This is a genomic window from Clostridium sp. CM039 (genome assembly GCF_055081075.1).
Genome location: NZ_CM143649.1, coordinates 1,109,206 through 1,132,231, shown reverse-complemented (window position 1 = coordinate 1,132,231; position 23,026 = coordinate 1,109,206). Strand labels below are relative to the sequence as shown.

Annotated in this window: 16 protein-coding genes; 12 read left to right on the top strand and 4 right to left on the bottom strand. The window is 33.4% G+C overall.

Annotation, left to right across the window (positions count from 1 at the left end; all coding sequences use genetic code 11):
• Nucleotides 1-15: 15 nt before the first annotated feature.
• From ACWJJ2_RS05300 to ACWJJ2_RS05285, 4 genes are all read left to right on the top strand, one after another.
• Nucleotides 16-1,068, top strand: coding sequence for a FecCD family ABC transporter permease (locus ACWJJ2_RS05300; protein WP_165414031.1), 1,053 nt, complete (start codon nucleotides 16-18; stop codon nucleotides 1,066-1,068).
• Nucleotides 1,069-1,833: an ABC transporter ATP-binding protein gene (locus ACWJJ2_RS05295; protein ID WP_216303673.1), complete on the top strand. Its 765-nt coding sequence runs from the start codon at nucleotides 1,069-1,071 to the stop codon at nucleotides 1,831-1,833.
• A gap of 321 nt (nucleotides 1,834-2,154) precedes the next feature.
• On the top strand, nucleotides 2,155-3,294 hold the full coding sequence (locus tag ACWJJ2_RS05290) for an O-antigen ligase family protein (protein ID WP_216303672.1): 1,140 nt from the start codon (nucleotides 2,155-2,157) through the stop codon (nucleotides 3,292-3,294).
• Nucleotides 3,295-3,486: 192 nt separating this feature from the next.
• Nucleotides 3,487-5,541: an alpha-amylase family glycosyl hydrolase gene (locus tag ACWJJ2_RS05285; RefSeq protein ID WP_220286888.1), complete on the top strand. Its 2,055-nt coding sequence runs from the start codon at nucleotides 3,487-3,489 to the stop codon at nucleotides 5,539-5,541.
• Between the two features lie 133 nt (nucleotides 5,542-5,674).
• Here the strand turns inward: ACWJJ2_RS05285 and ACWJJ2_RS05280 are convergent, their stop codons facing one another.
• Complete coding sequence (locus ACWJJ2_RS05280; protein WP_462953338.1) at nucleotides 5,675-7,093, bottom strand: IS1182 family transposase; 1,419 nt, start codon at nucleotides 7,091-7,093, stop codon at nucleotides 5,675-5,677.
• 585 nt (nucleotides 7,094-7,678) lie between these two features.
• Between ACWJJ2_RS05280 and ltrA the strand changes: the two genes are divergently transcribed.
• The 4 genes from ltrA (at nucleotide 7,679) to ACWJJ2_RS05260 (ending at nucleotide 11,616) form a co-directional block, all read left to right on the top strand.
• The gene (gene ltrA, locus ACWJJ2_RS05275; protein ID WP_462952630.1) at nucleotides 7,679-9,088 is read left to right on the top strand and encodes a group II intron reverse transcriptase/maturase; all 1,410 of its coding nucleotides are present in this window, start codon (nucleotides 7,679-7,681) and stop codon (nucleotides 9,086-9,088) included.
• Between the two features lie 275 nt (nucleotides 9,089-9,363).
• Nucleotides 9,364-9,705, top strand: coding sequence for a PadR family transcriptional regulator (locus ACWJJ2_RS05270; RefSeq protein WP_216303670.1), 342 nt, complete (start codon nucleotides 9,364-9,366; stop codon nucleotides 9,703-9,705).
• Nucleotides 9,696-10,991: an FtsW/RodA/SpoVE family cell cycle protein gene (locus ACWJJ2_RS05265; RefSeq protein ID WP_220286887.1), complete on the top strand. Its 1,296-nt coding sequence runs from the start codon at nucleotides 9,696-9,698 to the stop codon at nucleotides 10,989-10,991. Before ACWJJ2_RS05270 ends, ACWJJ2_RS05265 begins: the two co-directional genes overlap by 10 nt.
• A gap of 166 nt (nucleotides 10,992-11,157) precedes the next feature.
• The gene (locus ACWJJ2_RS05260; RefSeq protein WP_216303668.1) at nucleotides 11,158-11,616 is read left to right on the top strand and encodes a hypothetical protein; all 459 of its coding nucleotides are present in this window, start codon (nucleotides 11,158-11,160) and stop codon (nucleotides 11,614-11,616) included.
• A gap of 806 nt (nucleotides 11,617-12,422) precedes the next feature.
• Here ACWJJ2_RS05260 and ACWJJ2_RS05255 read toward each other — a convergent pair.
• The 3 genes from ACWJJ2_RS05255 to ACWJJ2_RS05245 all read right to left on the bottom strand — a co-directional run bounded on the left by ACWJJ2_RS05255 (nucleotide 12,423) and on the right by ACWJJ2_RS05245 (nucleotide 19,385).
• Nucleotides 12,423-13,859, bottom strand: coding sequence for a glutamate synthase subunit beta (locus tag ACWJJ2_RS05255; protein WP_216303667.1), 1,437 nt, complete (start codon nucleotides 13,857-13,859; stop codon nucleotides 12,423-12,425).
• Between the two features lie 63 nt (nucleotides 13,860-13,922).
• The gene (gene gltB, locus ACWJJ2_RS05250; RefSeq protein WP_220320298.1) at nucleotides 13,923-18,443 is read right to left on the bottom strand and encodes a glutamate synthase large subunit; all 4,521 of its coding nucleotides are present in this window, start codon (nucleotides 18,441-18,443) and stop codon (nucleotides 13,923-13,925) included.
• Between the two features lie 225 nt (nucleotides 18,444-18,668).
• Nucleotides 18,669-19,385 carry an SGNH/GDSL hydrolase family protein gene (locus tag ACWJJ2_RS05245; protein WP_165414043.1) on the bottom strand — a complete coding sequence of 239 codons (717 nt, stop codon included), beginning with the start codon at nucleotides 19,383-19,385 and terminating at the stop codon, nucleotides 18,669-18,671.
• Nucleotides 19,386-19,806: 421 nt separating this feature from the next.
• Between ACWJJ2_RS05245 and ACWJJ2_RS05240 the strand changes: the two genes are divergently transcribed.
• Genes ACWJJ2_RS05240 through cysC form a run of 4 tightly spaced genes read left to right on the top strand, consistent with a single transcriptional unit; the run spans nucleotide 19,807 to nucleotide 23,021 of the window.
• Complete coding sequence (locus tag ACWJJ2_RS05240) at nucleotides 19,807-20,850, top strand: aliphatic sulfonate ABC transporter substrate-binding protein (protein WP_220320297.1); 1,044 nt, start codon at nucleotides 19,807-19,809, stop codon at nucleotides 20,848-20,850.
• Nucleotides 20,851-20,864: 14 nt separating this feature from the next.
• On the top strand, nucleotides 20,865-21,704 hold the full coding sequence (locus tag ACWJJ2_RS05235) for an ABC transporter ATP-binding protein (RefSeq protein WP_220320296.1): 840 nt from the start codon (nucleotides 20,865-20,867) through the stop codon (nucleotides 21,702-21,704).
• On the top strand, nucleotides 21,634-22,410 hold the full coding sequence (locus tag ACWJJ2_RS05230) for an ABC transporter permease (RefSeq protein WP_216303692.1): 777 nt from the start codon (nucleotides 21,634-21,636) through the stop codon (nucleotides 22,408-22,410). The genes ACWJJ2_RS05235 and ACWJJ2_RS05230 overlap by 71 nt, the downstream gene beginning before the upstream one ends.
• A 29-nt stretch (nucleotides 22,411-22,439) precedes the next feature.
• Complete coding sequence (gene cysC, locus ACWJJ2_RS05225; protein WP_220286884.1) at nucleotides 22,440-23,021, top strand: adenylyl-sulfate kinase; 582 nt, start codon at nucleotides 22,440-22,442, stop codon at nucleotides 23,019-23,021.
• Nucleotides 23,022-23,026: the final 5 nt, after the last annotated feature.

Here is a 23,026-nt window from a genome sequence, read left to right as displayed (position 1 = left end):
AGGGGTTAAATAACCATGACGTTTATAGAAAATAAGAGTTATTATCGACGAGTTTTTGCAGTAGGGGTATTTTTACTCCTAATTGTAATGATTGTAGCAACAAATTTTGGGGTAGCAGATATTTCTTTAAAACAGACAGCCCTAATTATTATAAGCAAAATTCCAATATTAAATAACAGTGTATCCTTAGATGGAATTAATCCTACATCTGCAATCATATTGGTAAAGTTAAGACTTCCTAGAATCATTTTATCCTGTTTAGTAGGAGCAGCACTTTCAGTGGTTGGTACCTCTTTTCAGGGTATTTTCAAAAATCCAATGGCAGATCCATTTATTCTCGGAGTTTCATCAGGGGCTGCACTTGGGGCCACTATAACCATGGTTTTTCTTAATGAAATCAATTTTTTAGGGATGAGCATGGTGGCATTCAATGCTTTTGTAGGTGCTATAATAACTACTTTTCTGGTTTATAATATTGCGAGAGTCGGTACTAAAGTTCCAGTTACCACACTTTTACTATCGGGTGTTGCCATAAATTATTTATTATCATCCATTATTTCATTAATGATGACCTTTAATAGAGATAATATTGAAAAAATAGTTATGTGGACGATGGGAAGTTTTTCAACGGCTGGATATCACGAGGTAATTTTACTGTTTATAATAGTAGTTCCCTCAATTTTATTTATTTTTACATTTTCAAGAGATCTGAATATCATGGTTCTTGGAGAAGAGAGTGCTAGAAGTCTTGGTGTAGATGTAAATGGATTAAAAAAGTATATACTTTTAATAAGTACTTTGATGGTGGCAGCAGTCGTATCTGTAAGTGGAATAATTGGATTTGTAGGTCTTATAGTGCCGCACTCTATTAGAATGATTTTTGGACCAGATAATAGGGTGGTTATACCATTTTCTGCACTTGGGGGAGCTATATTTTTAATAATTTGCGATACGCTTGCAAGAGCAGTAGTGCCTCCATCAGAAATACCAGTAGGAATTATTACTTCAATTTTTGGAGTTCCATTTTTTATATATTTATTATATAGAACAAAGAAGAAGGCGATGTAATTGATAGAGATAAATAACGTAAGTTTTTCCTTTGAACAGGAAGTATTAAAGGATATTAGTATAAACATAGAAAGAGGAAAATTTCACACTATTCTAGGTCCAAATGGTTCAGGTAAAACTACACTTCTAAGGATATTATCAAAATCACTGCAACCTGAAAAAGGTGAAGTTTTTATTGATGAAAAGGACTTAGCCCAAATGAAATCAAAGGTTTTAGCAAAGAAAATAGCAGTGGTACCGCAAAGCACAGAAATCGAATTCGATATTTCAGTACAAGATATAGTTCTTATGGGAAGAACGCCTCATATTTCTAGATTCTGCTCAGAAAGTGAAAAAGATATGGGAATAGCTATGAAAGCTATGAAAATGACAAACACTTGGGGTCTTAGAAATAAAAGCATAAATGCATTAAGTGGCGGAGAAAGACAACGAGTGGTAGTGGCAAGAGCGATTGCCCAAGAAACAGGAATAATTCTTTTAGATGAGCCTATTTCTCACCTAGACATTCATCATCAAATTGAAATGATGAATCAATTAAAACAATTAAATGAAAATAAAAACATAACAATTATTGCTGTGCTACATGATTTGAACATAGCGGCTGCATATGGCAATCATATGATACTAATGCATGATTGCTTAGTTTACAAAGATGGAACTCCAGAGGAAGTATTAACAGAAGATATAATTAAAGAGGTTTACGGATTAGATGTATATATAACTAAAAATCCTAAAACGGGTAAAACTTTTATTATGCCATTTTAGTAGCAAGGGTAATCCTTTGCTACATTTATTTTTTTGAAACAATATGGGAAAAGAGATATAATGGAGGAAGGGGGATAATAAAAATGATATCCTACAGATATTTTAGTCGGTGTAGCTTTAGGGCTTATATGTTGTAGAATAATAATATACCCTTTTAATAAAGTAAACAATAATACCAAGGCTAGTATATAATAGAAAGAGGTGACAAGGTTAATATTAGTACTTAATGGAATTGCAGTTTACAAAATGATAAGGTAATTCTCTTGGGCACTTATCATTATGCTTACGAAAAAAAATACTAGAGATGAAGGTGGCTTTATTATGGGCATTTTAGTTTTATTAACAATCATTTCTCCTTATACGACCATAATACCATTATTATATATGATATATATGGTGTTATTTAAAAAAATTAAGATAGATAAAAATTATTGGAATATAGGACTTTGTTTACTATTTATTTGGTCTTTAATAGTAGGAGTTATAAATTATAGTTTTACATCAATTGTTGCATCGTTTGCTCTCTTTATATATCTATGTGTTAGTATTTTTTTGCAAAATTATTGTAAAAATGAAAATATGGTGGAAAAGATATATATGCATTTAGTGTTTTTTTCTCTGTTCTCAGCAATTTTTGGAATTATTGAGAAAGTGTTATATGAGTATTTTAATTTTAATATTTGGGGGGCATTTCTTCAAAGTACAGCTCAGCCAGCAGTTAATGGTAGAATATATAGCACCTTTGGTAATCCTAATGTAGCGGGGAACTGGTTTGCTATAATGATTCTTGTAGGTATTTATTTTTGTAGCATTAAATCAAAAACTGCAAAATTATTTTATGAGACAGCGACAATCCTCTTTGTTATTGCATTGTGTTTAACGGGATCTCGGGGTGCTTTTATGGGGCTATTATTTGGCGTTTTTATATTTTATCTACTTAAAGGTAATAAAAAAGATATATGGCTGTTTATCACAATATTTATAATTACGGCTGTAATTACTTTTGTACCACCAGAAATGCTTAAAAATTTAACCGGACATGATTTCGATACCTCATTCAATAGTCGTTTTGGAATATGGGATGGATGTTTAAAAATGATAAAACTTAAGCCTTTTACGGGTTGGGGTATTATGGGGATAACTGACCATGGAGAAAGCTTCATGAAAGGGTATTATTATGCAACCCTATACCACGGTCACAATATCTGGATTACTATTATGACAACACTTGGAGCTGTTGGGCTTCTCATATATACCTATATGAAAATTAATTTATTCCGAAATTTAAAGATACTTCATGCACAGAATTGTAGATTAGTTCCAATGCTGGCAGGTATTCAAGCTGTAATAATTGGGCATGGACTGGTTGACTTTACAATGATTGCACCACAAGCTGGGTTATTATTTATAGCTAGTTCAGCTATAATAAACGCCCTTATAAAACAAGATAATATCAATTGAGAAAAATATAATAGATATAATAATTTCATTACTAATAGACTAAATTTAAGTCGTTATAATTATTTTTGAGTTTATTATTTATTTATTTATTTATTTGAAGAACAAAGGAATTGATAATATTTAGTCGAATTAGATATATTAGTAATAAATATTTTGACTTGCAATAATTTCAAATACGAAAGGAATTTTTAAATGGAGGATTATAAAAATAAAAACATCAAAATAATAGAGATTGATCCATATCTCAAGCCGTTTGAAAGTGATATTAGGATTAGAGTGGACCGTTATACATCTTGTAAAAAAGAATTACTTGGTAATAATCAAAGCTTTGACTCTTTTGCGAGTGGCGACTTATTTTACGGGTTCCATTTAATTAAGGGGGGATGGGTTTATAGAGAATGGGCCCCTATGGCTGATGCTCTTTATTTAATTGGCGATTTTAACTCTTGGAATCCTCAAACACATCCATTGATAAGAAAAGAAAGTGGAAATTGGGAGATTTTTTTGCCAGGGGTACAAGCCCTAAAACATTTATCCTATGTTAAGGTAAGGGTAGTGGCTAAAGGTGTATCAAGAGATAGAATTCCTCTTTATATTAAGCGGACGATGCAGGATCCTATTACTAATGATTTTGTAGGACAAATTTGGCAACCAGACTTTGAATTTAAGTGGCGGGATAGTGAATTTCATGTTGATAGCGAATTGCCATTGTTTATATATGAGGCTCATGTAGGTATGTCCCAGGAAAAAGAAGGAATGGGTACTTTTAGCGAGTTTACAGAAAATATTCTTCCAAGAATAAAGGCTGCTGGTTATAATACTGTGCAGCTTATGGCGGTAATGCAACATCCATATTATGCCTCTTTTGGTTATCAAGTATCTAATTTTTTTGCTGTTTCATCTTGGTTTGGAACCCCTGAAGAGCTTAAAGCATTAGTTAATGCTGCCCACCTTATGGGAATTGCGGTATTACTTGATTTAGTACACTCTCATTCAATTAAGAATATAGCTGAGGGGATTAATGAGTTTGACGGAACTGATTATCAATTCTTCCATACTGGAGTTAAGGGGAATCATCCAGCATGGGGTACAAAACTTTTTAATTATGGGAAGCCAGAAGTTCTTCATTTCCTTTTGTCGAATATTAAGTTTTGGCTAGAGGAATACCATTTTGATGGTTATCGATTTGATGGTGTGTCATCGATGTTATATCACCACCAAGGGCTTGGAGTAGTGTTCTCGGATTACAGTAAATACTTTAGTATGGATACGGATATAGAAGCAATTACTTACCTTCAATTTGCTAATGACTTAGTAAGAGAAGTAAAACCTAATGCAGTAACTATTGCAGAGGATATGAGCGGAATGCCTGGAATGTGTCTGCCAGTTGATTTTGGTGGCATTGGCTTCGATTATCGTTTGTCTATGGGAGTGCCTGATCTTTGGGTGAAATTGTTAAAAGAACTGCCAGATGAAAAATGGAGCATGTGTCAGTTGTGGCACGAGTTAACTAATAGACGGCCTAAGGAAAAGAATATAGGGTATTCTGAATCACATGATCAAGCACTTGTAGGTGACAAGACCTTAATGTTCCGTTTAGGCGGAAAGGAAATGTATTCTCACATGCTAAAAAGTGATGATAATTTAATAATAAATAGAGCAGTAGAACTTCATAAACTTATTAGATTTATTACTATAACTTTAGCTGGTGAAGGCTATTTAAATTTCATGGGGAATGAATTTGGTCACCCGGAATGGATTGACTTCCCAAGAGAAGGTAATAATTGGAGTTATAATTACGCAAGAAGACAATGGAGTCTGATGGAAAATAAAGATCTTAAGTATGAATATTTGTCAAATTTTGATAAAGAAATGCTAATTTTATTAAAAACATATAATGTTTTAAGTGCAACAGACCTCCAAAATCTTTGGACTGATGATAAGCAAAATATGATTGCTTTCAGAAAAGGTGAATTAGTATTTTTATTTAATTTTAATCCATCTGCTTCTTTCTCAGAATATGAACTACCTACTGGCGAGATGGGTGAATATAAGATTATCTTTAATAGTGATGAAACGATATTTGGTGGCCAACACAGAATTGCAACAGATTATATATACAGCGCGAAAACATTACGAAATAAGGGGAATAAACCTGGGATTATAGTGTATTCACCTAGTAGAACTGTGCTAGTTCTAAAGAAAGTTATTCAAATGAGTGACCCCTGCCAGGCAATGGAAGGGTAGAAAATCATGAATTCCTAAAAGTAATGATATGTAATATATGACAAAATAAAAACACCTAGAAGAAGTTCTTCTAGGTCAGGTTGTTTACAAACCCAGTATAATTTTTTTATTATACTGGGCTTTTTACATGCAATTATGCGATAGCATTTTGAGTTATGGATAAATGTAAAATAACAACTATCTTCTTAGTTAGAAAATCAAAAAACAGTAAAGATAGCAGGCTAGCTATCTTTTTCATATTCTGCACTGCTGCTGTAAGCAGACACTGCTCTTGCACATTTTCTAATCCACGCATATGGCAATAGCGAAGCCCATGCAGTTGTTTTGAATCTGCGAAGCTTCGCTCTATAGTTTCTTTTCTTCTTCTATATATATTTCTGCCTTTATCTGTTCTGGTGAACTTTACAACATCTTCTTTATACGTTTCCCAAACATGTCTTCTAATAGTTTTAAACTTGCTTTTTGCAGAAAAGCATTGAGCTCTATTTGGACATATCTCGCAATATTTTGCATTACCAACATATTCTTTATATCCTTCTCTTGTTGTCGTTTTATAATGTAAAGCCCTTAGGTCAGGGCATACGTAAATGTCCTGTTCTTTAAGATATTGGAATTTATTTTTTGTGTACATTCCTTTTGTATGTGGAGACCTACGGTATCCCATTACAGATTTTAATTCCCTCTCATATAGTTCTTTACATATAAGATTTGTAGCATAACCAGCATCTGCACCAACATATTTTGTATTAAAATTAAACTTTTTTATTTGCACATCTAATCTATCGATATAAGGATCAACATCATTTATGTTTCCAGGAGTAACATACACATCAGTAATTATATTATGTCTGCTATCGACAGTTCTGTGATCTAAATATGAGAAGCCTTCCGGCTTGCCATCTCTCATCATATATCCACTGTCAGGGTCGGTTGTGCTAACTTTAGTTTCTTTTATTTTGGTGACAGGTTCTTTTTCCTTTAAAGGTTTTTTACCATGGTTTATTCTATCTTCTTCCACTGCTTTATTAAGTTCAGCTACATATTCTTTCGGCGTTTTTTCAACTTCAATTTTCACAAGCTTTCGCTTATTAGCATTTGCTTTTAGGTGTGTAGAATCTGTGTAAAGTATTTTACCGGTTACCATCTTAAGATTTATAGCCTTAAATACTACTTCGTCAAATATTTTTTGAAACACATCTGTACCTTTAAACCGTCTACGTCTATTTTGGCTAATTGTTGAATGATCTGGAATAGGATCAGTAAGACTTAGTCCTAGAAACCATCTATAAGCCACATTTACTTCAATGTCCTTTACAAGTTGTCGTTCAGATTTTATTCCAAATAAGTACCCAATAAACAGCATTTTAAAAAGTATAATAGGATCTACGCCAGGTCTTCCATTATCTAAGCAGTAATATTTTTTAGTCAGTTCTCTTATAAAAGAGAAATCCATGTATTTATCTATATTTCTCAGAATATGGTCTTTAGGAACTAAATCTTCTAAATACACCATTTCTAGTTTTTGTTGTGTAAAATTCTTTTCATTAATCATAATAATGCCCTCCGAATTATAAAGTTTGTATACTATATATATTCGACATTGATGTCCTAAAATCCTTTTTGAATATAAAAAAAAACACTCCAATTTTAAATTAGAGTGTTTTACATTTTATGTTTGTCAACGGTCTGACCTAGAAGAAGTTCTTCTAGGTGTTTTTATTGTGCGCCCGGCATGGGCGCAATCTAATGGGTGAAAGTCCCTAGCACGGGTTAATAGTGCCAAGTGCATAGCTTAAGACAAGGGTGTCCATCGTGAGATGGAATCTGAAGGAAGTTGGCGGCCAAACTCCGGTCTGACGAACAGAAACTACATATAAGGCATATGCTTGTGGGTAAGTTTGCAATACAAAACGAAGCCCAAAACTATTCGAAACAAGTGGTGTAAATGTAGCAGATAGATGGAGTGAAAGATTGCGTTCTTACCCGGGGAGATCTGATAGGTAAGTTGTGGATATGAATTTAGAAATAACAACCCATACAGTGATGTATGGCTGAACTATCAGAAGTCAGCAGACGTCATAGTACCATGCAAAACGCGTTAGCGTGGGAAGGACTGAACAATAGGAGGTTTGGAATTTTGAAGGATACGAGAAAATATGATAAAAGCAGACAACTTCATAAAGAAGGCTCTCTACGAGAGAATAGAGTGGAACTCGAAGGTAATGTAGAAGTGCATAGTATTTCCTCTATGTCAGAAGAAGGAAGAAACGATGTGAATGAATATGATAATGGTTTACTCGAGCAGATATTATCGAGAGATAATATGAATAAAGCATATAAAAGAGTAAAAGCCAATAAAGGAAGTCATGGGATTGATGGTTTGACAGTAGATGAACTTCTACATTATCTAAAAGAGCATGGACAAGAATTAAGGCAATCATTATTAGAAAGTAGATATAGACCTCTAGCCGTAAGAAGGGTAGAAATACCAAAACCTGACGGTGGAATTAGGCTACTTGGAATACCTACTGTATTAGATAGAGTTATTCAACAAGCGATATCACAAACTCTAATACCAATATATGAAAAGAAATTTTCTGATAATAGTTACGGTTTTAGACCTTTAAGAAGTGGAAAACAAGCTGTTGAAAAATGTAGGGGATATATTAATGCTGGACATACATGGACGGTGAATATAGACCTTTCTAAATACTTTGATACGATAAATCATGATAAATTAATAAGGATACTATCGGAAGATATTAAAGATAGTAGAGTAATTTCTCTGATACGAAAGTATCTACAAAGTGGAGTGATGATAAATGGGGTATTTATGAATACAGAAGAAGGAGCACCTCAAGGCGGGCCTTTGTCCCCATTATTAAGTAACGTAATGTTACATGAACTCGATGTAGAACTAACAAAACGAGGACTAAACTTTTGTAGATATGCTGATGATGCGAATATATACGTCAAAAGTGAGAAATCAGCAAATAGAGTAATGAAGAGTATTACGAGATTTATTGAGGAAAAGTTAAAGCTTAGAGTGAATAAAGAAAAGAGTACAGTAGATAGACCTTGGAAACTTAAATTTTTAGGATTTTCATTTTACCGAGCAAAAGGTGAATACAGAATGAGAGTTCCTCAAAAACCTATAATCAAATTCAAAGCAAAGCTAAAAGAATTAACTTCAAGAAGTAATGCGATGAGCATGAAATATAGGTTTATGAAACTTAAGCAAGTGATAGTTGGATGGATAAATTATTTTGCTATTGCAGACATTAAAAGTATTCTTAAAACACTTGATGAATGGTTAAGGCGAAGAATTAGAATGTGTTTTTGGAAACAATGGAAAAAGATTAAAACAAAATATGGGAACCTTGTTAAATTAGGAATACCAAACAATAAAGCTTTGCAATATGCAAATACAAGGAAAGGCTATTGGAGAACATCCAATAGCCCTATATTAAACAAAACATTGACCAATAAATACCTTAAAAATATAGGATTAGTTTCTATATCTGAGACATATTTATTAAAACATTAATTTCTATTGAACCGCCGTGTACCGAACGGTATGCACGGTGGTGTGAGAGGTCGCTAAATAAATTAATTATTTAGCTCCTACTCGATTTGAAGGGTTTGGAAGTAGCTTATAGAAGAGGTATTGTTAAAACATAATTAAAAATATACTAATTCTCATTTATATTCTATATTGACATTTTGGAATATAATGTTATTATTATACTTATGATATCAATGTATCGGATTACTAGGTATAAATGGTATCATATGCCATAAAAATATAAGGGGGGCAATAACATGTCAATAAACAAGGAACTGTTAAAGGGAAGTACGATAATCCTCATTTTAAAATTAATTGATAAAAAACCAATGTATGGCTATGAAATGATAAAAGAAATGGAAGAAAAATCAAACGGTGTGTTTACATTGAAGGAAGGAACTCTCTATCCAATTCTTCATACCTTGGAGGCAAAAGGATTAGTTGTGGCATATTGGGGTGAGGGTTCTGGAAAACGTCCTAGAAAGTACTACAGGATAATGGAGGAAGGTAGATTATCATTAAAGGCAAAAGAGGAAGAATGGACAACTTTCCGTTCTACAGTTGATAAAATATTAGGGGGGGCTATATTATGGACGTAGGAGATAATTCTAAAATTAGTGAATATATAGATTATGTATGTTCTTATGTAAAGTATAAGGGAGCTCATAAAGAAATAAAACAAGAGCTATCCTCACATATTGAGGATATTGTAGGCGAATATGCTGAAAAAGGAATAGTACAAGAAGAATCAGTAATTAGAGCTGTTGAACGCATGGGAGATGGCGAAGCAGTAGGTAAACAGCTAAACATAGCACATAAGGGAACTCCGGATTGGATTACATTAATTTTAACCATACTACTCGTTAATATAGGTGTTGCATTGATGTATCTCATGCAATATAAAAATTCATTCAGAAGTAGTGATTATCTATTTAAGCACAGCTTATTATATGCTGCTATTGGTACTATAGGTATAGTATTATTATATTTCTTTGACTATAGAAAACTTCAAAAGTATTCGAAACATATCTTTGTAGGCATGTGCTTATTATTTACCTTATCATTTTTTATAAGCCACCCTATAAATGGAAGTCCTTTTATCAGTGTAGGAAGATTTACATTTGATATTAAAGCAATTAGTTTATATGTATTTATAATAGCACTAGCAGGTATATTCAATAACGATGACTGGAATAAAAAAATGAATTTAATTAAAGCTGTATGGTATTTAATTATTCCAATGCTTTTAATGCTAGCTGCTCAAGGATTAGGTTACTGTGGAATTTATTTTATTACATTTATAGTTTTAGCTCTTAAATCTAATATGAAAAAAAGATATGTAATTTACATTGTTGCACTTAATACTATTTGTTTTCTGTATTATATTATATCAGAACCATATAGAATAAGTAGGTTTTTTACTTTTTTACACCCATTCTCGGATGCGAGAGGAGTAGGGTTCTTGAATGTACAGATGTACGAAATAGCTCATACATCTGGAATTTTCGGACATGGGTTTTCTGCAAATGAGGCACTGTTAAAGGTACCTGAGATGCAATCAGACTTTGTTTTTATTTATATAGTACATACTTTTGGGTGGCTTGGAGCCGCGGTTATTATTTCTATTATTGTTTCTTTCATATATAGAATTCTACATGTTTCAAAATATGTTAGAGATAATTATGGACGATTACTTATAAGCGGTTTGATTAGTATATTTATAGTTCAATTCGCAACGAATATATTAATGAATCTAAATTTATTCCCTATGATAGGAATTCCACTTCCTTTCATAAGCTATGGAGGCTCTTTAGGGATTATTAATATGGTATCCGTAGGCATTATTATGAGTGTGTATAGAAGGCGAAGTTTATCCAATTCATGAGTGTGCTAATTCTATGTTGATTATTAAATAATTACTTAAGTATAATATGAAAAATATGTTATAATTTTATTATAGGTTATTTATATCATAAAAGGACGATACATACATAAGTGTAAGCTATGACGAATCAATATGAAAATACATTAAATAAAAAGGCGGAATTATTTTGAAAAAACGTTTATTAATAATAGCTCTGATAATCAGTTTTCTATTTGCAACTTACGCTTTCATTAATCAAAAAATACAAAGAAAAAAAGCGAATGAGGTATTTATACATTGCATTTATGAACTTGTAGGTTGCTTTGGGATTGGTTACAGTAAAGTTGATGAGGAAGATAAAATATCTTACTATATGGAGGCATCTGCATATTTACATACAGCTATATCTATATTACCTTTTACGTCCTATGCTAACGTTGAAAATAAAACTGGAGGTTCAACTGCACTATCTAAACTTTATATGTCCATTTCAATAAATGCTACACCTCAATCTACTAATAGATCGATAGCTTTTACTGAAAAAGAAGAAGAAATACAACGGTATTTGTATTTTATGAGTATTAATCCTAATGATAAGGAGAATTGGGATTTACTTTCAAAAATTGCAGTGGATATAGGATATTAAAAGAGTGTAAAATAAAGTTATAGCTTTAACCGCTGGGGCAGTTAATTTGAACTGTTCTTTAATTATGTGCTGCAAGGATAATTTATATTTGGAGATAGAGGTTATATGAAGAAAAATTTGAAATTTGGCACTTTGATTATTGCTCTGATTACTATGTGGTAGGCTTTTGAATTTGATAGGGATTATTACAACTCAATGGGAGTGGACAAGTTTTTCAGTGGTTTTGTTAATGATTTTTGCGAGTAATGAACAATTTAAAAAAAAAGGGAACAAAATAAAAGAAAGAATGCTGGGATAAAAAATTTGATAATAGAAGTAACATACCATTAAGTCCAGAAAAAACATTAGTCGAAAATTGAAAATAACGAGGATAGATGCTTTCTCGTTACTTACATTTTTCGTAAGATGCAAAGTTAAGTCAACATTTGTGGATCTTATTAAAGGTTGAAAAATATAAAAGATAGGAAGAAGGCTGTGTTAAATAAAACCTTCTTCTTATCTTTTATATTATTAAAATACATACCATAGGATGTGCTAATTACTATATAGTATGAACTTTCTCCGAAAGTGACTTCAAATAAGAAGAGCAGAAACATTGAAAATTCATTTAGTAATTCTTCTTTTGGCAATATAAAATTCTCGTGAGCCTCCTGTAAGGAAGGCTAGGGAACCGGCTGTAAGCCGAATGTGAGCGTTAGAGAAATTTATATTGGCAAAAGATTAGAATTATTTGATGGAATTTCACGTTTCAAGCTCTTATTTCGAATCACGCAGGAGAGATTTCATACTGATTGTACTATTTGCTCTTACCCCCTTAATGAAGTTTCCCCCATTAAATACTTATCAATATTTTTAGTAACTGCGCGACCTTCATATATTGCCCAAACAACTAATGATTGGCCCTTTTTCATATCTCCAGCTGCAAAAACGCCTTGTAAATTAGTCATATAATTATCATCTACAATAACGTTTCCTCGGTTATCAAAGTCTAAAGCTAAGTCCGTAAGCATACCTTCATGTTGTGGATGCAAGAAACCCATAGCTAAAATAACCAAGTCAACTTTGAGCTCAAATTCTGAACCTGGTATTTCACTCATTTGTTGCATACCTTTTTCATTACGTGTCCACTCAACTTTAGATGCATGGAGCGTAGTAACTTCGCCATCTTCACCAGTGAATTTTCTTGTAGTAATATTCCAATCGCGGTTGCAACCTTCTTCATGAGAAGTAGTAGTTTTTAGTGTTCTAGGGTATGAAGGCCATGGCATTGTGTCGTCTCTATCTACAGGGGGCTTTGGCATAATTTCATATTGATATACGCTCTTAGCTCCTTGCCTTATTGCAGTTCCAATACAATCTGAGCCAGTATCTCCGCCTCCGAGTACCAGTACAACTTTGCCTTTAGCATTTATCTCACTAGCTTCTATTGTTTTGCCTGAAACTCTTCTATTTTGTTGTTTTAGATAATCCATAGCAAAATGTACACCTTTTAATTCTCTGCCTTCAACTAATAAATCTCTAGGAATTGTACTACCACCAGTTAAAGCTACTGCATCAAATTCAGATAAAAGAGTGTCTACAGAATAATCAACTCCGACATTTACATTAGTTTTAAAGCTAACTCCTGCCTCAATCATAAAATCCACTCTTCTTTGAACTATGCTTTTATCTAATTTAAAATCTGGTATGCCATATCTTAAAAGCCCGCCTATTTCATCGTCCCTTTCAAAAACAGTTACATCATGGCCTACAGAGTTAAGTTCAGCAGCTGCCGCAAGGCCCGATGGACCCGAACCAACAATAGCGACCTTTTTACCAGTCCGAACTCTAGGCTCTAAAGGGTTTGTCCATCCTTGTGAAAATGCTTTTTCTATAATATTTAATTCTATTTCCCTTATTGCAACAGGGTCTCCATTAACTCCTAATGTACATGAACCTTCACAAGGGGCGGGACAAATCCTGCCAGTGAACTCTGGGAAATTATTTGTAAGGGTTAACCTGTTATATGCTTTTTCCCATTTTTCTTTATATACCATGTCATTCCAATCTGGAATTAAGTTTCCTAGAGGGCAACTCCAGTTACAAAAAGGAACACCACATTCCATGCACCTTGCACCTTGCTGACGCAGTTTTTCAACTGGAAATTCTATGAATAATTCTTTAGAGTCCTTAATTCTATCTTTTACAGGGCGTTTATTTGCAGTTTCTCTTTTGAATTCTTTGAAACCATACAATTTTCCCAAATTTAACACCTCCAAAAATTGAAAACTGAGAACCGTCCCTAAAGAGAGACAGTTCTATAGCTTCTATTTACCTTCTAATATTGCTTTGTAAGCGGTTGGTATTACTTTTTTGAACTTTAACTTGTATTCTTTCCAGTTATTTAGAATTTTACTTGCTTTATGGCTGTTAGTTGCTTCAAAATGTTCTTTTATTATCGAATGGAGCTGTAATAAATCTGGTTCTGAAGTTATTAATTCTACCTCTATCATTTCCATATTACAGTTTGATTTTAATGTTTCATCTTCGTCGATAACGTATGCTATACCACCGCTCATTCCGGCTGCAAAGTTCCTGCCTGTTCTTCCGATAATAACTACAATTCCACCTGTCATATATTCACAACCGTGGTCTCCAATTCCTTCAACTACAGCCTGGGCTCCTGAATTTCTTACTGCAAAGCGTTCGCCTACTAATCCGTTTATAAACAACTTACCAGAAGTCGCTCCATAAAGAATTGTATTACCCGCGATGAAGTTTTCGTCTTGAATAAAACTGCAATTTTCTGGTGTCTTTACAATTATTTTAGCACCTGATAATCCTTTGCCAACATAATCATTTGCATCTCCTACTAAGTTTAATGTTAATCCATTAGCACCAAAGGCTCCAAAACTCTGACCTGCTGCCCCAACAAAATTTAATGTTATTGTATCGTCAGGAAGTCCAGCGGCGCCATATTTCATAGCAATTCTTCCACTTAACATTGCACCAACAGAACGATTAACATTTTCAATTTCTAAATTAGAGGTGCTTTTCATTCCATTTTCTAGGGATATTTTTGCCATTTCAATAAGCTTGAAATCTAAAGAAGTATCTAACCCGTGATCTTGTGATATTACACAGTACCGCTTAATCCTTTTGGGCATATCAGGTTTATATAGAATATTTGATAAATCTAGTTCCTTTGCTTTCCAGTGGTCTATAGCCTTTTTCTGATTAATTTTATCTACTCTACCTATCATTTCATTCATAGTTCTAAAACCAAGTCTCGCCATATGCTCTCTTATTTCCTTGGCAATAAATGTAAAGAAATTCACCACGTATTCAGGTTTTCCCCTGAAATTCTTACGAAGTTCTGGATCTTGCGTAGCTATGCCCATATCACAAGTATTCAAGTGACAATTTCTTAGCATAGTACAACCGAGCACTACAAGAGCTGTAGTTGCAAACCCAAATTCTTCTGCTCCAAGAAGTGCTGCAATAACAACATCACGTCCTGTTTTAAGCTGACCATCAGTTTGAACGGTTACTCTGCTTCTTAAATTATTTAAAAGCAATACCTGCTGGGTTTCAGCAAGTCCAAGCTCCCAAGGTAGCCCCGCATGCTTTATTGAGGAAAGTGGGGAAGCACCTGTTCCTCCATCATGACCACTTATTACTATAGCATCTGAATGTGCCTTAACAACTCCAGCGGCTATGGTTCCAACACCTAACTCTGAAACCAATTTTGTACTTATTCTGGCCCTAGGGTTTACACTCTTTAGATCATGAATAAGCTGAGCTAAATCTTCAATAGAATATATATCGTGATGAGGTGGTGGGGAAATTAAATCAATCCCAGGGGTTGAATGCCTTAGCCTAGCTATATTTGCATCAACTTTTTTGCCTGGTAGTTGACCACCTTCACCAGGTTTTGCTCCTTGAGCTATTTTTATTTGCAATTCGTCTGCATTTACAAGATATTCAGCAGTTACACCAAATCTACCGGAAGCTATTTGTTTAATTGCACTTCTTCTTAAATCACCATTTTCATCAACTTTGAATCTTTCGGCATCCTCTCCACCTTCACCAGTGTTGCTTTTTCCACCAAGCCTATTCATAGCTATAGCCATAGTTTCATGGGCTTCCTTGCTGATGGACCCAAAGGACATTGCACCTGAGCAAAAGCGTTTTACTATTTCACTAATTGGTTCAACACTTTCTATTGGAATTCCGTTCCCATAATTAAGTTCAAATAATCCTCTAATTGTACATAAGTTCTTGTCCTGCTCATTTATCACTTTTGCATATTCTTTATATAAATTATAATCATTTGATTTTGTAGCAACTTGAAGTTTAAAGATTGTATCCGGGTTAAATAAGTGGTGTTCTCCACCTTTTCTCCAAGAATATGCCCCTCCTACATCAAGTTCAGCTATAGGTTTTCTTAATTTGTTGAAGGCATTTTTATGCCTAATTAATACTTCTCTTGCTACGGTATCTACACCAATTCCACCAATTCTAGAAGAGGTTCCACCAAAATATTTTTGGAGTAAATCAGAACTTAAGCCAACTGCGTCAAAAATTTGTGCTCCATGATAACTCTGTATAGTTGAAATTCCCATTTTTGATAATATTTTTAGAAGCCCTTGTGATATTGCATGTATATAGTTTTCATGGGCTTTTTCTATAGAAACATTTTCTATATCGCCATCATTTATAATATTATCAATAGACTTAAATGCAAGATATGGATTAACACCTGTTGCCCCATAGCCAATTAATAAGGCAAAATGCATTGTTTCTCTAGCTTCTCCTGTTTCGACTATAATAGAAACAGAGGTTCTGGTCTTTTTGCGGGTTAAGTGCTGCTGAACGGCAGATAATGCAAGTAAGCTTGGGATTGCAGCATCATAAGAGTCTACTGATTTATCACTAAGAACGATAATATTATAGCCTTCTTCAATTCTTGCAGATGTTCTTTTGCAAAGCTTGTCTAGGGCATCTTTAAACCCTTCAATTCCAGTATCTGCTTTAAAAGTTATGGGAATTGTTGTAGTTTTAAAAGCGTTATCTTTTAAATTTTTAATCTTAGCTACTTCTAAATTAGTTAAGATAGGACTCTTTATTTCTATAAATGGGTTATCAGTAAGATCTTGATTTAAAACATTATCTTGAGATCCCAAATAGTTCATAAGTGACATTACCATTTTTTCTCTAATTGGATCTATTGGTGGATTGGTAACCTGAGCAAAAAGTTGCTTGAAATAAGCAAATAAGAGTTGAGGCCTATTAGATAATACAGCCAGTGGTGTATCATTTCCCATAGAGCCAATGGGTTCCTTACCATCTCTTGCCATAGGAGATAGTATAATCCTTAAATCTTCTAGAGAATATCCAAAGGCTTGTTGCCTTTCCTTTAAAATATCTTTGTCTATTTTAACGTCATTAATTACAGCATCAAAATCTTCTAGATAAAGTTTATTTTTTAAAATCATTTCACCATAAGGCTTGTTTGTGCAAACTGCTTTTTTTACTTCTTCATCTTCAATTATTCTGCCTTCATTTGTATCAATCAAAAACATCTTTCCTGGTTGAAGCTTGCCTTTTTCTTTGATATTCTCTGGTTTAAACTTAAGTACTCCAGCTTCAGATGCAAGAACAGCAAAGCCATCCTTTGTTATTATATACCTTGCGGGCCTAAGTCCATTTCTATCGAGTGTTGCACCTATTCGAATACCATCTGTAAATGCAACAACAGCAGGACCGTCCCAAGGTTCAATTAACGAACCATGATACTCATAAAAAGATTTTTTATAATCTTCCATATCATTATTTGACATCCAAACTTCAGGAATCAACATCATTATGCTATGAGGTAGAGATCTTCCATCCATTTTTAAAAGTTCTAACATATTATCCAGGGAAGCTGAATCGCTACCATTAGGGCTAATAATTGGAAACAATTTCTTTATGTTCTTTCCATACACTTTGGACTTTAAAACTCCTTCGCGAGCATTCATCCAGTTTCTATTTCCTCTAATTGTATTTATTTCGCCATTATGAGCCAAATATCTAAAGGGTTGTGCTAAATCCCAAGTTGGAAAGGTGTTTGTACTATATCTTTGATGAACAAGGCAAATCGCACTCTTAAAATTTATGTCTTGTAAATCGATGTAAAATCCTTTTATTTGGTCGGCAAGTAAAAGTCCCTTGTAAACAATTGTTCTGCTAGAAAGACTGCAGATATAGAAATATTCTGTGCTTCTATTAACCAATTTGATTACTTCTCTTTCTGCTCTTTTTCTTATAATATAAAGTCTTCTTTCAAATTCTTCTTGAAGCTGCTCGTCTGTTAGAGTCGGATCTTTAAAATTTGATCCTAAAAAAATCTGTCTAATTATTGGCTCTGTTCCTTTTGCCGTGTCTCCAATGTTTCTATTATCTATAGGAACAGATCTCCAACCTAATATTTTTTGTCCTTCTTCTTCGGCAATTCTTTCAAGTATTCCTTCACATTGAAATCTTAATGCAGGTTCCTTTGGCAAAAAAATCATTCCTACGGCGTAGCTTCCTGCCATTGGTAATTCTAGGCCTAAATTGTCACAGCTAATCCTAAGAAATTCATCAGGAATTTGTACCAAAATACCTGCACCATCTCCAGTTTTAGGATCTGCACCCACTGCACCTCTATGAGTTAAATTCACAAGAACTTTTAACCCTTTTTTTATAATACCGTTGGTTTTCTCACCTCTGATATTTGCTACAAAGCCAACGCCACAATTATCTTTTTCAAAGGCCGGATCATACAATCCTTGCTTTTCAGGATAACCAATGCTATTACTCATGATATTACCCCCTTTATATTTATAAATGAATTATATAAATTGTACCATGATTTTATGAAAATGCAAGTTTCATTTTTAAAAAAATCATATTTAACAAATTATACTTAATAAATTGTGTTTAAAAAATAACAAAAGCAACAAAAATTGAAAGTTAATTTCCAATCTTTGTTGCTAAGGAATTATATGATACGTCTGAATATATGTTCTATGAGCGTATCAACATTTTTAATGTTGTAATAAAAAGTTGTAGTTTTCTTTTAAAAATTTTAATATAACATTTGCTATTAATGATTGACCTTCAATATTGGGATGTATTCCATCTTTACATAAAAATTGACTATAGTCGCTGTACTTTAAAAACTCTGTGCGTACATCAATAAGAACAGTGCTAGTTTCAGCGGCTATCTCAGTAATGATTTTACTATATGAGTTATGCCAATTAAAGAGTCTATCCTTCGTGCCTAACCACTGTAAGATATTTTTTTCTGAAGTAGAATCTTCTTTTGTAATCCATTTAAAATACTTTAAAGGATCGAGTGGTGGCAACGTCATAAGTATAGGGAATATGTGATTAGTTTTCAATGTGTCTATCATTGTAAGTAGTGTTTCACGAAAGATAGAAATATCAGTATTAGGTCTGTATTCCATATCAGGATTTTTAGCGATGTCATTCCAGTTATAGTCACAGTCATTACCACCAAATTCTATTAACACTATATCAGGTGATTTTTTGATGACATCATTATACATCTTACGTGCGCCTCTCATAATGGTACTACCAAATTTACCAGCATTATATACTGGGCCTTTTATTTTATTTTCAATGATGCTCGTAAAGTTTTCTTTTAAAGTTGCGTATTTAGATCTTTCATCATCATAAATGATTCCCTTTGTAATAGAATCACCAAATGCTATAAAAATATAACTATCTTTTATTTCCATAATATACCTCCATGAAATTAAATTATAATCGTATAAATTGATTGCGCTAATTTATATATATTAATAATATATCATATGAATATAAATAATTCAATACGTAGTTATTGAAACTACGTATTGAATAAAAAACTTTGCTATCAATTAAATTATAACTAGCGCAGCTTCGAAGGGTTTAACAACTTCAGGAGGAGATTTATATTCCAACTGAAGTTTTCTATTTGTTATAGTATGCATCTTATTTGTTATAGTATGTATCTTAATTGTATCCATTCACTTATAGAAGTGGAAGACATTTCAATAAAACATAGTAAACCTATTGACATTATAGGGGATGGAATATATACTTATATAAAATATATAAGAGGGACACTTTCCTTTTGAAATATTGTTAAAAGTGGGGATTTAAATTAGGAGAGATAAAATGAAAAATTCAAAGAGTCTTAAATTTTCAATGGTATTATTCGTAGGTGTTTTAATACTTGGGGGATTAGCAGGATGCTCATCTAAAAAAGTAGAAAATGATAATGTAAATCTTAGAGTTGGGTATTTTCCAAACATAACTCATTCACAAGCTCTTGTAGGACGCGCACAGGGAAGTTTTCAAAAAGCCGTCGGCGGAAAAAATAAGATAGATTGGAAATTATTCAATGCAGGCCCAGCAGAAATAGAAGCACTTTTTGCAGAAGCTATTGATATAGCATATATAGGGCCTGGTCCAGCTATTAATGGATATGCAAAATCCAAAGGCGACATTCAGATTATTGCAGGGGCAACCGACGCAGGAGCAATATTTGTATCTAAAAGAGGAACAATTATTAAAAATCTAAAAGAGTTAAGTGGCAAGAAAATTGCAGTTCCACAATTTGGTAATACACAAGATCTAACACTTCGAAATATATTATCTGCGAATGGGCTTAAAGACACGACAAAGGGTGGAACCGTGGAAGTAAGGCAAGCAGCAAATGCGGATATTTTATCTCTGATGCAAAAAGGGGATATAGATGCAGCCTTAGTGCCAGAACCATGGGGTTCAAGATTTATTAAAGAGGCGAAAGCAAATATTATTTTAGATTATAAAGAAATATTTAGAAAAGGAAAATATACTACTGCTGTAGTAGTTGTTAGAACTGAATTTTTAAAGCAGCATCCACAAATTGTTGAAAATTTTATAAGAAATCATGTAGAAGTAACTGATTATATTAATAAAAATCCAGATAATGCTAAGGAAATAGTAAACAAACAAATTACTGAATTAACTAAAAAAGGAATACCAAATGATGTTTTAGATGCTGCTTTTAAGAGATTAACAATTACAAATAATCCGGAAAAAGACTCAGTAATTGATTTTGTTAAATATTCACTCCATGCAGGCTTCTTAAAATTAGAGCCAGATACTAAGGAGTTGTTTAATCTTAGTATTTTGAATAAAGTTTTAAAAGAAAAAGGGCAAGATCAAATCAAATAAAAGAGGTGATAAATTTGAGTCTTATTGTTAAGGGCGTAAGCAAAGAATTTGTTTCAAAACATAAAAAAACAAGCACACTTGAAAATTTTAATTTAGAGATAAAAAAGGGCGACTTCGTATGTATACTAGGACCGTCTGGTTGTGGGAAATCAACACTGCTAAATATTTTGGCAGGACTTGAAAAGGCCACTAAGGGCGTGGTTATACTTAATGGTAATGAGATAGCTGGGCCGGGACCAGATAGGACAGTGATGTTTCAGGAAGCAGCATTATTCCCATGGCTTAAGGTAATTGATAACGTAGAGTTTGGAATGAAAATGGCAGGTGTGACTAAGGGAGTTAGATACGAGAAGGCACTACATTATTTGAAAATGGTTCATCTTTCAAAGTTCCAGAATTCCTATGTTTATGAGCTGTCGGGGGGAATGAAGCAGAGAGTAGCACTTGCTCGCGCACTATCTCTTGACTGCGAAATACTTTTAATGGATGAACCTTTTGCGGCTCTTGATAGTCAGACTAAAATGATGTTACAACAAGAATTGCAACGCATATGGGTAAATACAAAAAAAACCATCATTTTTATTACTCACAACGCAGAAGAGGCAGTTTATTTGGCCAATAGAGTTGTAGTGATGGCAGCAAATCCAGGTAGAATAAAGCAGGAGTTTATTATAGAGCTTGCAAGGCCAAGACAGATGGAAAGTTGTGATATTGCTTATTACACATCTAAAATAATGAAAGCATTAAAAGAGGAGGTGGAGAAGGTTGCAAAAGCAGAATACGATGGTGATTGGAATATTGAAGAAAATTCTGTTTTATATTCTTCTAATATTAATATGGGAGGCGATTTATAAAGTAGGAGTTGATATTCTAAGAATTTGGAGGCCTTATACGTTACCATCACCTATAGATGTTTTTGGGACTCTGGCAGTTCTAATAAAGGATAATACTATAGGGATAGCCATTGTTGCAAGTTTAAAGAGAATACTAGTGGGATATTTTATTTCAGTAGTAATAGGAGTTACTCTTGGGCTCACAATTGCTAAATTTAAATATTTAGAAGAGAACCTGGGTCCATTAATTCTAGGCCTTCAGACATTGCCAAGTATTTGCTGGTTGCCGTTTGCGATTTTATGGTTTGGGCTTAGTGAGAGTTCGATTATTTTTGTAATTGCAATTGGTTCCACATTTGCGGTGGCAATATCAGTTAATTATGCAATAAAAAATGTTAATCCCTTATATATAAGAGCTGCAAGAACGATGGGAGCTAAGGGTAGAAAGATCTATACTCAGGTAATCCTGCCGGCAGCGTTGCCGGATATAGTTAGTGGATTAAAGCAGGGATGGTCCTTTGCATGGAGGGCTCTAATGGCTGGGGAAATGCTTTCGTCTACAAAGGGGCTTGGTCAAGTACTAATGGTAGGAAGAGATTTAGCAGACATTAGCCAGGTTGTAGCAGTAATGATAGTAATAATAATTCTTGGGTTATTAGTTGATAAACTTGTTTTTTCAAGATTAGAGAAAAGCATGAGACATATTTGGGGTCTTGATAGGGTCTAGTTTTTAAAAATTGATGGAGGTGAAGTTAAATGAGTACAGAAAATCTTACCTGGCATAATACGTTTGTAACTCGCAGGCATAGAGAAGCCACACTTACACAAAAATCTAAGTTATTATGGTTTACTGGGTTATCAGGTTCTGGTAAGTCTACGGTGGCAAACGCTTTAGAGATAAAATTAAATCATCTAGGAAAATCAACTTATCTATTGGATGGTGATAATATTCGCCTTGGCATAAATTCAGATCTTGGATTTTCTGTAGAGGATAGAAGTGAAAATATTAGGCGAATTAGTGAAATTGGAAAGCTATTTGTAGATGCAGGACTAATAACTATTGCTTGTTTCATATCCCCGCTTATTGTAAACCGTGAAATGGTAAGAGCAACTCTTGGTGAAGATTTCATTGAAATATTTGTAGATTGCCCACTTGGCGAATGTGAGAAAAGAGATCCTAAAAATCTATATAAAAAGGCGAGACTCGCTGAAATTAAAGAATTTACAGGAATAACTTCACCTTACGAAAACCCAGAAAATCCAGAAATTGTGATAAATACAAAAGAGCAAACTATAGATCAATGTGTAGATAAAATATTAGATTATTTAAAGCTATAGTTTAG

Coding starts and splice junctions, on each gene's coding strand:
- ACWJJ2_RS05300 (WP_165414031.1), top strand. CDS start 16: ATGACGTTTATAGAAAATAAGAGTTATTATCGACGAGTTTTTGCAGTA.
- ACWJJ2_RS05290 (WP_216303672.1), top strand. CDS start 2,155: ATGGGCATTTTAGTTTTATTAACAATCATTTCTCCTTATACGACCATA.
- ACWJJ2_RS05285 (WP_220286888.1), top strand. CDS start 3,487: ATGGAGGATTATAAAAATAAAAACATCAAAATAATAGAGATTGATCCA.
- ACWJJ2_RS05280 (WP_462953338.1), bottom strand. CDS start 7,093: ATGATTAATGAAAAGAATTTTACACAACAAAAACTAGAAATGGTGTAT.
- ACWJJ2_RS05270 (WP_216303670.1), top strand. CDS start 9,364: ATGTCAATAAACAAGGAACTGTTAAAGGGAAGTACGATAATCCTCATT.
- ACWJJ2_RS05265 (WP_220286887.1), top strand. CDS start 9,696: ATGGACGTAGGAGATAATTCTAAAATTAGTGAATATATAGATTATGTA.
- gltB (WP_220320298.1), bottom strand. CDS start 18,443: ATGAGTAATAGCATTGGTTATCCTGAAAAGCAAGGATTGTATGATCCG.
- ACWJJ2_RS05245 (WP_165414043.1), bottom strand. CDS start 19,385: ATGGAAATAAAAGATAGTTATATTTTTATAGCATTTGGTGATTCTATT.
- ACWJJ2_RS05240 (WP_220320297.1), top strand. CDS start 19,807: ATGAAAAATTCAAAGAGTCTTAAATTTTCAATGGTATTATTCGTAGGT.
- ACWJJ2_RS05230 (WP_216303692.1), top strand. CDS start 21,634: ATGGTGATTGGAATATTGAAGAAAATTCTGTTTTATATTCTTCTAATA.
- cysC (WP_220286884.1), top strand. CDS start 22,440: ATGAGTACAGAAAATCTTACCTGGCATAATACGTTTGTAACTCGCAGG.